This is a genomic window from Pseudotamlana agarivorans, assembly GCF_018860245.1.
Classification (GTDB): Bacteria; Bacteroidota; Bacteroidia; order Flavobacteriales; family Flavobacteriaceae; genus Pseudotamlana; species Pseudotamlana agarivorans_A.
On sequence record NZ_JAHKPD010000011.1, the window covers coordinates 58,966 to 71,044 of the forward strand.

14 protein-coding genes are annotated in these 12,079 nt (G+C 33.9%); 2 read left to right on the forward strand and 12 right to left on the reverse strand.

The genetic code is table 11. The features are described 5' to 3' along the window. Positions 1 to 74: 74 nt before the first annotated feature. On the forward strand, positions 75 to 515 hold the full coding sequence (locus tag KO493_RS05120) for a hypothetical protein (protein WP_216066874.1): 441 nt from the start codon (positions 75 to 77) through the stop codon (positions 513 to 515). Here the strand turns inward: KO493_RS05120 and KO493_RS05125 are convergent. The 12 genes from KO493_RS05125 to KO493_RS05180 form a co-directional block, all read right to left on the reverse strand. Next, positions 512 to 1,660, reverse strand: coding sequence for an oxidoreductase (locus KO493_RS05125; protein WP_216066875.1), 1,149 nt, complete (start codon positions 1,658 to 1,660; stop codon positions 512 to 514). The two genes, KO493_RS05120 and KO493_RS05125, sit on opposite strands and share 4 nt — an antisense overlap. A gap of 241 nt (positions 1,661 to 1,901) precedes the next feature. Then, complete coding sequence (locus tag KO493_RS05130) at positions 1,902 to 2,537, reverse strand: SCO family protein (protein ID WP_216066876.1); 636 nt, start codon at positions 2,535 to 2,537, stop codon at positions 1,902 to 1,904. A 38-nt stretch (positions 2,538 to 2,575) separates the two neighbouring features. Continuing rightward, entirely contained in the window at positions 2,576 to 3,145 is a 570-nt protein-coding gene (locus KO493_RS05135) for a toxin-antitoxin system YwqK family antitoxin (protein ID WP_252723161.1), read from the reverse strand. Continuing rightward, complete coding sequence (locus KO493_RS05140; RefSeq protein WP_216066877.1) at positions 3,146 to 3,919, reverse strand: YHYH protein; 774 nt, start codon at positions 3,917 to 3,919, stop codon at positions 3,146 to 3,148. Positions 3,920 to 4,198: 279 nt separating this feature from the next. After that, entirely contained in the window at positions 4,199 to 5,659 is a 1,461-nt protein-coding gene (locus KO493_RS05145) for a CotH kinase family protein (protein ID WP_216066878.1), read from the reverse strand. Between the two features lie 2 nt (positions 5,660 to 5,661). Next, the gene (locus KO493_RS05150) at positions 5,662 to 6,357 is read right to left on the reverse strand and encodes a DUF2490 domain-containing protein (RefSeq protein ID WP_216066879.1); all 696 of its coding nucleotides are present in this window, start codon (positions 6,355 to 6,357) and stop codon (positions 5,662 to 5,664) included. A gap of 10 nt (positions 6,358 to 6,367) precedes the next feature. After that, positions 6,368 to 6,970, reverse strand: coding sequence for a DUF4956 domain-containing protein (locus tag KO493_RS05155; protein WP_216066880.1), 603 nt, complete (start codon positions 6,968 to 6,970; stop codon positions 6,368 to 6,370). A gap of 6 nt (positions 6,971 to 6,976) precedes the next feature. Further along, positions 6,977 to 7,726, reverse strand: coding sequence for a polyphosphate polymerase domain-containing protein (locus tag KO493_RS05160; protein WP_216066881.1), 750 nt, complete (start codon positions 7,724 to 7,726; stop codon positions 6,977 to 6,979). Between the two features lie 61 nt (positions 7,727 to 7,787). Continuing rightward, a complete protein-coding gene (locus tag KO493_RS05165) occupies positions 7,788 to 8,069 on the reverse strand; it encodes an EF-hand domain-containing protein (protein WP_216066882.1) in 282 nt (93 codons plus the stop codon). 145 nt (positions 8,070 to 8,214) lie between these two features. After that, the gene (locus KO493_RS05170) at positions 8,215 to 8,736 is read right to left on the reverse strand and encodes a Spy/CpxP family protein refolding chaperone (RefSeq protein ID WP_216066883.1); all 522 of its coding nucleotides are present in this window, start codon (positions 8,734 to 8,736) and stop codon (positions 8,215 to 8,217) included. Between the two features lie 9 nt (positions 8,737 to 8,745). Next, positions 8,746 to 9,051, reverse strand: a complete 306-nt coding sequence (locus KO493_RS05175) for a hypothetical protein (RefSeq protein ID WP_216066884.1) — start codon at positions 9,049 to 9,051, stop codon at positions 8,746 to 8,748. 85 nt (positions 9,052 to 9,136) lie between these two features. Further along, entirely contained in the window at positions 9,137 to 9,718 is a 582-nt protein-coding gene (locus KO493_RS05180) for an RNA polymerase sigma factor (protein ID WP_216066885.1), read from the reverse strand. Positions 9,719 to 9,860: 142 nt separating this feature from the next. Here KO493_RS05180 and KO493_RS05185 point away from each other — a divergent pair, with 142 nt between their 5' ends. Continuing rightward, the gene (locus tag KO493_RS05185) at positions 9,861 to 11,075 is read left to right on the forward strand and encodes an RsmB/NOP family class I SAM-dependent RNA methyltransferase (RefSeq protein WP_216066886.1); all 1,215 of its coding nucleotides are present in this window, start codon (positions 9,861 to 9,863) and stop codon (positions 11,073 to 11,075) included. The last annotated feature ends 1,004 nt before the right edge of the window (positions 11,076 to 12,079 follow it).

Here is a 12,079-nt window from a genome sequence, read left to right on the forward strand (position 1 = left end):
ATGATTATTATGGAAGCCATTGCTTTTACCGAAGGCTAAAAAAGGTTAAACACTTAAAAACAACAAATTAACACATGAAAAAGTTACTTATTATATGCCTTTTATTTTCATCGCTAACCATGTTGGCTCAGAAAAATAAACGAGACCATATAAAAACGCTTAAAGTGGCGTATATCACAGAAAAACTTAATTTATCCAGTAAAGAAGCACAAGAATTCTGGCCTGTATACAATGCTTACGAAGCGAATACGAATAAAATTAAACATGGAGAATTACGAGAAATTAGAAATGAAATAAAATCTAATTTCGATGCCATGACAAACGAAAAAGCAAAAGCTATAATCGCTAAACAAAATAAAGCTGAAATAAAACTTCATCAGCTTCATATGAATTTTTCAAAAGATATTGCTAAAATACTTCCGACTAAAAAAATTATCTTACTTAAAGTTTCCGAAGATGACTTTAGGCGAAAAATGCTTGACGAGTATAAAAAGCGTAGAAAAGGAAAATCTTAATTCAGGCTATCTTTAAAGGTTAACTTAGAAATTTTCCCAGAGCCAGTTCCATAAGCAACAGAATCGTTTAAAAAACGAAAGGAATGGAAGCCGGCTTCGGTTACCTCCTTCCAAGTACTTCCAGAATTTGTACTATAATAAATACCTTTACCACTAGAGGCTACCAATGCTTTCCCTCCTGCACTTGGTACATATTGCACACAACTACTATACCCCGGATTTTGATTCATAGCGACTAACTCCCATGTTTTACCACCATCGGAGGTTCGTATTTTATTAGCTTCATTAAGTTCTGGTTTTGTATAATCACCACCAATAGCATAACCATTAAGCTCATCATAAAAATCGATAGAATAAATACCTTCGGTCTCTTCGGCGCTAGCTATTTCTGTTTTAGTCACCGACCAAGATTCACCACGATTTTCAGAATAATAGATATTCCCGTGTGTGGTACCAAACCATACTTTATTCCCCAATGTTTTAATATTCGTATTACTAGCTGCAAAGGCACCTTCGCCTGCTTCAGATTCAGGTAACTGTGCACAGTCCAACTTTTTCCAAGTTGCACCACCATCTCTGGTAATAATTACAGACATACAGCCATTCACGCTATCTCCAATCGCAATACCTTCTTTATCGTCCCAAAACGTCATGGCGTCATAAAAAACACCGTCACCCTCCTCTTTATAAACCAAAACCATATTTCCATTATCACCCGTCTTATAAAGCAGGGCAGGATTTTCAACGCTTAACATAAAAAAATCGTGAGCCGTATGTGCTGTAGCTCGAAAATTTATTTTAGTTCCACCGCGCTCCATTATTGAAGTTTGCCACATCCCTGTTTTTGGACTATTCATTCCAAAAACACCATTATTTGCAGCAAACGCCAAGCTTTTATCTTTTAAAATTTCTAAGGAACGAATATTGTAATCGGCGTCACGAAAAATACCTTCAACTCGAACAACATTAACATCTTTCAAAATAATAGGCACTTCAACATGAATTTCTGATACTGCTAAACTATCTTCATGAATAGCTGCGGGCATTTCGGTAGGAGTTTCAATCGAGGTCTCAACAGGACGTTTGTTTTCCTCTTTACAATTAAAGAGAACCAGCAATAAGGCGAATAGGCTAAAATATTTCATCTATAAAAAATTTTGATAAATATAGGATTTGAAAATTAGATAAGGGCAATATTACCTCGTTATAAATTCACGCGCCATTAAATAAGAGTTTAAAATGGTTTGAATAACAAATGCTTGATGGGAACAGTAAAGCATAAATAGAATCCTCTAAAAAAGTGAGTACGCCATTATCAACGACAGTCTTCAAAAAACGATTTCAATACTTTTTTATCAAGAAGTAAAATTGAAACTATCATTCAAATTACGCTTCCTTTTTTAATATGGCAATATGCCGTTTCAGTCTTTCAATATCAACAGGTATTGTACCATTATAAACGCCACGTATATACCCGTTTTTATCTACCAAGACAAAATTTTCGGTATGGATAAAATTACTTTCATCTTGAGTTTTGGTAAAATCCTCGTCAGCAAAATACCCTGTTCTAGCAATGTGATAGAGCGCCTCTTTGTTCCCGGTTACAAGGTTCCATTTATGATCTAGCACCTTATTTTTTATAGCGTATTCTTTTAATAGAGGAACAGAGTCTCGCCACGGCATTACGGTGTGAGATAACAACATAATATCTTTATCATTCTTATATATTTCTTGAATGACCGCCATATTTTTAGTCAGTTTCGGACAAATGCCTGAGCAGCTGGTAAAAAAGAAATCTGCAATATACATTTTACCGGCATAGGTTGTATTGGTGACCTCCATGCCATTTTGATTTGTGAATGAAAATGCCGGAATTTTATGCTTTGGCACTTCCCATTCTGGAGTAAAATCTGCTGAATTAAAATAGGGTAAACTTGATACAGATTGTTCTTTCTTTTCTTTTTTACAAGATAAAAAAAACACCAATACGAATACACTTATATAATTCAATTTAAAATTCATTTTTCAATTAAATAGATTCCAAAATAAACAGGACATGGTTATTTAACGTCATCTTCATTGACCGTTACTGTATAGCATTTTTTTAAACCGATTAAACCAAAACGCTCGCCATTTACGACCTCATAATTTGCTTTGAGTGAACCATCCACTTTCCATAGACGTTGCCTACCCACTTCTTTTCCGTTTACATAATTAAAGTCTCGAAAAATCTGTGCGTTTTTATACCATTCTTTTACAACGCCATGAAATTCGCCTTTATCATTAAAATGGTATTCAAATTTTTGAGTGCCGTCTTGATACCAAGATTTGTGCGTACCTGTTTTAAAACCTTCCTTATAAAAACGTTCAATTAACAGATTACCGTTGGCATACCACTGGGTTTCAGCCCCATGTTTTTTACCATCAACATACGTCATTTTGGACTTTAGTTTTTCTGGTTTGTAGTAGTCAAGAATCTCCCCATTAAAAGGAACCTCCTGGTATAATAAAATACCATTATCAAGCTTCAAATTATCGTTATTAGCGTCTACACTTATGGTTTCTGAAGTACGGCCGCAACTAAAAACAAAAGCAAAAACTAAGACAATATGTAATACTTTAAGTTTCAATTAACGCGATATATTTCCTGGTGTTCCAAAGTAACCATTCCCATTTAAATAAGGATCCTCACTAGTAATGTGATAATGATAAATGCCATCCGGAAAATCAGCAGTTACAGAAATATGCCCATGATAGTCGTCCAAATCTTCGTTAGTAATAGTTTTACCTCCTTCAACGGGACCATAAACAGGAAAACCATCTGCTAATAATCCTAAAAAGGCATCGTCTCCAAATTGCCCAGTTAAAAAAGTTGGTTCAATATGATAGTGATATTGATCCCTACCAGTTGGATGTCCTAAATACTGATCAAAAGAATTAATCTCATTAGTTAATGGTTGATCCGGGCCTGCATATTGATTAAAAAACACCACACCATTTCTAGAAATACCAATAGGTCCTAAAGGCGTTGCTTGTTTATTGGAAGCTTCTTCAGGGTTAAGTGTTATGGTAAAAACAATGTTTTGTTCTGCTATTTCATTTGGGTTTTGATTCCAGTTTGAGTTTGTACCATTATAGTCCTCAAATAGAGGATTTGTAGATGGCCAATACGGACTGGTATGATTAGGCAAATCTTTAGTTGTAAAGGTCACGGTATTGCCATTAACCGCATAGGATAGTCCGGTGCCCTCAAACTTTGAAAGGATGGCACTAACATCGTAATTAGTGCTTGGTATTTCTTGCTCTTCCTCTTCAATTACTGTAGCATCATCACCATTGGAGCAAGCCATAAAAACGGCCATTAAGAACATTGGAAAAATCAAAAAATAATTTAAATATTTCATAATCAATTATTAAATCTTATTATTGAACTCAATTATTTCATCACGCTGTGGTGCATCAATTGCATATTACAAATATATTTAAAAGAAGTAATATTATTGTTGCTGCCGATAATACAATCATTAATTTTCTGAGCTTAAACTTCATGTTTTCACTTGATTTTATATTTAGATGCGACTCCTCAAAAAAACTTGCGTTAAATATGATATTTTTTTTAAAGCTCTATGATATTGTGGATCATAGAGCCTTTATTTATGAACCAAAGAACAAACAAAAAACTATTAATTCGAATAATTGTTAACCGCTGTGGTACGCGACGCTACATGGGCGTTTAACGCATTAACAGCTTGTTGGAATTCTGCACTATTATTTAAAAACGAATACCCTGGGACTTCAGAAGTTGCATACTGCTCTATTAAAGCGGCATATGATGCGTATAATGACTGCATGTTACTTGTATTAAAAGGGCCGTCGATAACCTCTTGCAGATACGTTTCGTATTTAGCTTTGTACACCTCATCTTGATACATGTAGCCGATCAATGGCCATTGAGTCGTTGACACATCGGAAAAGTCTAAATTTGGAGAACCTCCCATTTTACCATCTTGAAGTGCTTCATTATTATCCCAAGGAATCCAAGTTAATTTTCCGGTTTCTGAATTGTTATACAAATAATAATTGTGCGTCATACGTCCATAAGTATCCCAGTTTTGAACAACCGTATTAACTGCTAAGTATTTTAAGAATACGTCGGTATCAAAAACAGACTCAAGATTCGATCTCCAAGTTTCTGCATTTGTAGTTCTTACACCATCATTTATTGCTGTTAATAAGCTTTGAACATCTGAAAAATCGGCTTCATCTTCATTCGTTTTCTTCACATATTCCTCTTCATTATAAGTTCCAGATGCAAAACTTGCGGCGTCACCATCAGGTTTGTACAAATTCCCGTCGTCATCAAAAAATTGCGTATCCAATACACTGCCATCAACTTCTTCAACCAAGGTATATAGTCCAAAATACTGTGGGCCATCACCATAATCAACATAAAGCGTGTAAAATGCGGTATGCGATGCCACTAAACCTGCATTTCTAAACACATCAGTCGCTACTTTTTCACGAAGCATGGATTTATCGTCATAATTATTTTTTAAGCTAAATTTCTTAAACCCATAAAAACGTTGGTTATCAATTTGTGGATAATCGTCTTCAAATTCATCGAAATCCAATTTGAATGATAATTTTAAAACGCCATTTTGCCAACTGGATTGTAAACTAGAATTCCCCTTAAACCTTACCCCAACGCGATACCACTGTTTTCCCTCATAAAACACTTCGGCAGGCACAAAAATGGGATCTTCATCTGTTTCTGTTAAACCGCCTCCGCCTCCAGAACCACCGTTACCTGGACCACCACCTGTACTTGTTCCCCCAAAGGCTCCATAATTAGATGTCATATCATCAAGCATGCTTTGCCATCTATCTGATGTAATTACAATATCAAGTCTTTTAACGGCATGATCTTGAAACACTTCTTCAAAATTAGGATCTACATCTTTAGTGTGGGTCTCTGTGGTCCAGTCTGTGGCTTCAAAATCGGCATCATCAATTACAACTTCTGTATCTTCACCTGCCCCCGTCTCTTCAACAATTGACTCTTTTGTAGAACAGTTCAAAAATAAAAATGACACAATGGCGATTAGGCTTAGTCGATTTTTTGTTTTTATATTATTACGCTTCATAATTATTTGTTTTTAATCGTGTATGTATATTTTAATCCAATAATATTTGTTGTTTTAGGCATGGTTTCATTCAATTCTTCCTCCATACGGCAAAAAAGGCCTATAGTTCCGAGTTTTTCGAATTTATAATCTGTTCCTAATGTTAATCGGTATTTTTTAAACCCCCTATCATCTGCTTCACCTATTCTATTAAATATTTCAGCCGAAAATTTTGGATCTAACTTCCAGTTCTTAATATTATATTCAATTCCAGCTTTAAGTCTTAATTTCTGATTCGCATAATCATCTACCGAAAATTCGTTTCTGTTTTGATAGCGAAAACGATATATAAGTGAAAAATTATTGATCTTGTGTTTGTAAGAAGCATCCAATTGAAACCTGAAATAGTTTTCATAACCTTGAACTTTTCCCTCATTATCATTTACTCTAGTAAACCTAAGGCCTCCTCCAATTTTGAAGTTTTTAATCAAAGTATATTCTGCACTTAATTGCGTAAAATATCCGCTTATTTCTGAAATATCTTCATCTAATCTCAATTGCTCTTCAAGCTCAAAACTCCATTTTTTATTGAGTTTATACTTTAGCCTTATACTTGACCAACCTTCTAAATCTTTAGTGTCTTCATTCTGGGAAAAACTATACACACAGCATAACAGGAAAACAGTTACACAAAGTGGTTTTATTTTACTTAATGCCATTATGTGTCCTTTAGTTTACTCTAAAATAGAAAATGGTAACTTCTGCGGTATCTTTTAAAAAATCAACATTCCCAATAGTTACTTTATTAATTGCCAACCCTGTTCTATTTTCTAAATCGGCCTTTAAAACGGCATAGTTTTCTGGTTTTATATTTTCAATATTTTCATAAATAACAGCTTTAGAATCTTCTTGCTTTAAAGCCCAATATCTTTCAATAATTAAAAGCACACCAATAATCAGCACATTAGCTCCAATAATTTCGGCATAACTCATTTTCCTGTTTGCTAGGGCGTTTATTACAGACACTCCAATAACAACAAATAAATAGGTCATTTCCTTTATAGGAATAGCATCTGTGCGGTATCGGATAATCCCAAAAATGGCAAACAAACCGAGCGCCATACCAATATCTAATTCGTATTTTTTTAGTGTAAAACACAGAAAAAATACGATGACGCTTATTAAATAATATGTAAAAACATAATCTTTACGTTTGGTATACGGATAATAAACGAATCGAATGATGAGTGTTAAAAAAGTAAAGTTGATGAAAAACCTAAAAATCATTTTAAAAAAATCATCATCAAAAAAAGGGATATCTAAAAATTCCATAAAGTATTAAGCTGTTATTTTATTAATTCTGATTAGTTTTTTCTTGAACCGGTTGTATTTTAAATCGTTATAAAGACTTAGCATTCCAATACAATATTTACTAATACTATAGGGGTTTATTTGTTTTAATTTTAATTGTTGAACCACAGGAGAGCTTCTACTAAAACGTTCTTGTTTCACCTCGATAATAACCAAATTGTTATAAGATTTGAAAGAACCACTTTTATTAAAAACCAGATTTAAATCGATTGTTAAACGTTCCTTTGCGACTTTATTCACTAAGGTTATTCTCTTAAAATTGTTCCAAATAATAGGTTCTAAATTAAAATCACTGTTCGTTGTTTCATTTATAAAACCTATAGAATTTTCAGATAAATCTTGCTCAAAATCATCAATAGATATCCTCGTTTTAGTGGTGCTTCCTTTACCATCTTTTTGTTTTATTTCAAGAAAACAAATATCCGAATCGACGTATTTACGCATTCTTATTTTGGTTCTATTCACTTTTCCGTTATGATGATCGTTATAAAATTTTTTGTTCGCAGTATCAAAATATAAAGACGAATACCTCATGATTCTTTTTCCATCAATTTCTAAAACATGGTATGCATTTTTTACTGCATTTAAAACAGAAATTAATTGGTTTTCATGAATTACAAATTTGGTATCTGTACGCTTCATTAATGCCACATCTTCCATATCAGACAATGAAATTGATGTCAGACTTTTGACTATATCGGGAATACTTTGTTTCATTTATAAAATAGGTTAAGCTCTAACTACAACAAGGAATTCCCCCTCTGTATTAATGGTTCTATTAATTTTTATGTTTTGGTTTTGGAGCTTCCTCCAATTCCTTTTCTGTTAAAAAACCATCCTCGTTGGCATCAATTTTTGAGAAATGTTCTTTTAACGGGCCTTTTACTTCTTTCGCTGAAAGCTGTCCGTCTTCATCTGCATCCATCTTTTTTAGTAACTCTTCAAAAGTTGGCGGTTCTTTTCGTTCTGGTCTATTGCCAGATTGCCCAAAAGAACTGTTTACCATAAAAAGTGATACTCCAAAAACGAATACGACTGTTCTACATACTTTATTCATCATTTTATATTTTATTGTTATGTCTTTTTAGATGTGCTTCTAGATTTAAACTTGTGGCACCTTCTGTTAAAAAAAACCCAAAAAAAAGACCCTGAACTACAAGGCCTTGATTACCATTAATAAAGAAATTAAGAGTGGATATAAAATCTTAACGATTTGGAGGTGGTGGTGGCCTATGCCCTTCACGACCCCGAAATTGAGGCAGGTTAGGCATCCTTTGACCATCTCGTCCTTTACCTTTATGTAATGCATCTTTTAATATACTCTGGAATTTTTGCTTTTGCTTCTCATTACATAACTCTTGAATACTTCTTAAATGCTTAAATACCAAATTCTCTTTTGTTTTCTGATTTTCCCCTATTATAGTTGTTAAAGAATCTATTTCCTTAGTTCGGACCGATGCACTAGAAATTTTTTCAAACAAGGCATCTTTAGTTCTTCTTAACGCTTGATCCACAAGCTCCATCTCCCTACGTTGAGTTTTATTGATGCGTTTGAAGTCTTTTAACTGGACTTCGCTAAATTTTAATTCTTTTACAATAAATCCCAAAGGGTTTTTAGCTTCCGATTTTTTTGCGTCGTGAGAATTCTCCATGTAATCAAACAAGAAGAATCCATTAACCACGAGTAGGAAAAAAAGTAAAATATATAAGAGTAAGTTTTTTTTCATTATCTCAAATTATAATATTGAATTATCGCTTATTATCAGGCCATAAGTTTCTGCAAAATCACTAATGTTTTCATCATAATTTTCAGTTTTCATTTTAGTAAAAACTACTATATTTAAAACCACAACACCAACCAATACTGCTAATTGAAATGACGGTGTTAGCCATGAGGTAAGGACATGCCGCTCTTCTTTCTCTGCAAATAATTTCTGCATGGTTTTATCCTTAAAGAAGGGAGAAACATGTACCGCTTTAATAGCATCTGCTGCATTTAAAGTTTCATTAATTTTATCCTGTATGTTCGTATTACTATTCATAACTATTACTAATATTCTTTTAGATGCCAATTTTCACTAAAACTTGCGTTAAAAGCACTTTTTTTTCTCTAACGCTCTGTGTTGTTTATTTAATTTCATTTTCATAATAATCTGCTAACAACTTCTGTAAGCTCTTTTTAGCACGAAACATTAATGATTCTACTGAAGACAAACTCTTATTGGCAATCTCACTAATTTCCTGATAACTTTTCCCATCTATTTTATGCAATGTAAAAACGACTTTTTGATCTTCAGATAATCTATTGATGGCACGAAACAAGGTTGCGCTCTGCTCTTTATTTTCTAAAATAATCCCGGGATGGTTCATTTCTGTAAAATAGTTGCTTCGATCTAATGGCATTTCATTTCCTAAAAGCGTTTGCATAAAAGCAAAACGTTTTTTAGTATTTCGTTTCCTTATAAATTCCAAACATTTATTAGTTGTAATTCTATAAATCCATGTCGATAATTTTGAATCGCCTTTAAATTTATGAATCGATTTAAAAACTTCTATAAAAACATCTTGAGCAACATCTTCCGCATCCTCTTTATTAGGGATAAATGATATGCAGGTCGCGAAAACTTTCTGCTGAAAGTCTTCTAACAACTTAGCATAAGCATTGGCGTTCTCATTTTTTAACTCCCTTATAAATTCGCTTTCGATCAAATAAAATAAATTAAACTTGTTCAAGTTTAGATGCCAAACCTTTTAAAAACTTGCGCACTATTATAATTAAAAATAGTAAAAATTAAAATAGTCGTGAATTCGTCGCTTTTAACGTAACTTTGCAGCCATATTATTTTATACGATGCGAATACACAGAAATTTAAGCTTTGCCGTTATTGATGGTTTAACCCTAATATTTAACGAAGGAAAGTACGCCGATAAAGTCATCCAACAACTTTTAAAACGCGATAAACGTTGGGGATCTCGAGATAGAGGTTTTGTTGCTGAAACGACCTACGATATTGTACGTTGGAAACGATTATATGCTGAAATTGCAGAGGTAAAAGCACCTTTTGACAGAGATAACCTATGGCGTATGTTTGCCGTTTGGGCCACCTTAAAAGGTATTACTTTACCAGATTGGAAGTATTTTGAAAACACACCTACTAGAAAAATAAAAGGGCGTTTTGATGAACTTTCTCAAATTAGAAAATTTAAAGAATCTATTCCAGATTGGATGGACGAAATTGGAGAAAAGGAATTAGGAGCAGAATTTTGGTCTAAGGAAATGGCTGCCCTTAACGAGCAAGCCGATGTGATTTTAAGAGTAAACACCCTTAAAACAACTAAAGAAAAACTACAAACCGAACTTTTTGATTTAGATATTGAAACAGAATTTATAAAAGGGTATCCAAGTGCATTAAAACTAAGAGAACGTGCTAATGTGTTCTCTACAGAAGCTTTTAAAAACGGCCATTTTGAAGTTCAAGATGCGTCATCGCAATTGGTTGCTGAGTTTGCAAATGTTAAGCCTGGTATGCGCGTGGTAGATACTTGTGCAGGAGCTGGAGGAAAGACATTACACCTTGCTGCTTTAATGGAAAATAAAGGTCAGATTATTGCCATGGATATCTATGCCAATAAACTGCATGAACTAAAACGTAGAGCCAAACGTAACGGGGCACATAACATCGAACCTCGTGCGATAGAATCTACCAAAGTGATTAAAAAACTTTACGATAAAGCAGACCGCGTGGTAATAGATGCACCATGTTCTGGATTAGGCGTTTTACGTAGAAATCCTGATGCCAAATGGAAACTACAACCTGAGTTTCTTGATAAAATTAGAAAAACACAACAGGAGATTTTACAACAATATTCTCGCATGGTGAAAGCTGGCGGACAAATGGTTTATGCAACCTGTTCAGTTTTACCTTCTGAAAATCAGCTACAAGTTGCAAGCTTCTTAAAATCTGAAGCTGGAGCTAATTTCACACTTTTAAAAGACAAAAAAGTATCAGCTCATAAATCTGGTTTTGATGGATTTTATATGGCTTTATTGGAGAGAAAAGCTTAGCTTTTCTATAAGACATATACTTATTAAAACCCGATAACATTTGAATGTTATCGGGTTTTTTGTTTATTTAGGTAAAACTATTTTAGGATTAATGTAAACGTTTTTAAAGACGAGACAATTAGTGTGGCCACTAGCTACAAGCTAGCGGCAGCAGGGGTAAGAAAATAATTTAGAAAAGCTTTTACAGTCCCGATAACTATCGGTATGTAAAGGCTTTTTTCGTTTTTAAATAGCCTATAATTTAGAGGTCTTAACAAGGTTATCAATTAGATAGAATAGATCTTGTTTATCTTCGTAGGGGGCAAAAACAAACCTCGACTGCGCCATTTTTGACGTAACCAGACCCTTCAGGTTTTTAAAACCTGAAGGGTCTATGAAATTGAAATAAACGTTGATAGCGCGGACTTATAGTCCGTGCCCACAACAGTAAGTAATAAACTGGAAAGATCTTATAATCCCAATAGCTATAGAGATGTAGAAGCTTTTTTATATTTGACTTCTATAGCCTTCAAGAAGTTTAAAGAAAAGGAAAGTATTTTTTAGTTAAACTTAATTGTTCTATATTTATTTTTAAGCTTTGAAGGGTATTTGTTGTAAATGAGTGTTGTAGCGTATTTATTTAGGCACGGACTACAACAGTAAGTAATAAACGAGAAAGACCTTATGTCCCGGTAGCTTTCGGGATGTAGAGGCTTTTTTTTATTGCACTTCTATAGCCACCAGGAAGTTTAAAGAAAGGAAAGTATTTTTTAGTTAAATTTAATAGTTCTATATTTATTTTTAAGCTTTGAAGCGTGCTTGTTCTAGCGTATTAATTAGGCACGGACTACAAGTCCGCGCTATCGGGGTCGCTCACTGGAAACTCCCAGCTGGCGCCAGTTTGTAACTAGTGCCTTACCGATCATAAGCACTAAAGCTTCCAAGAATAAATCTCCGTTAAAGTAATTGCCTTGAAATAGCAAATACGCCCGCGTTAGGGATTGCAGCGGCATCCTTTTTAAATC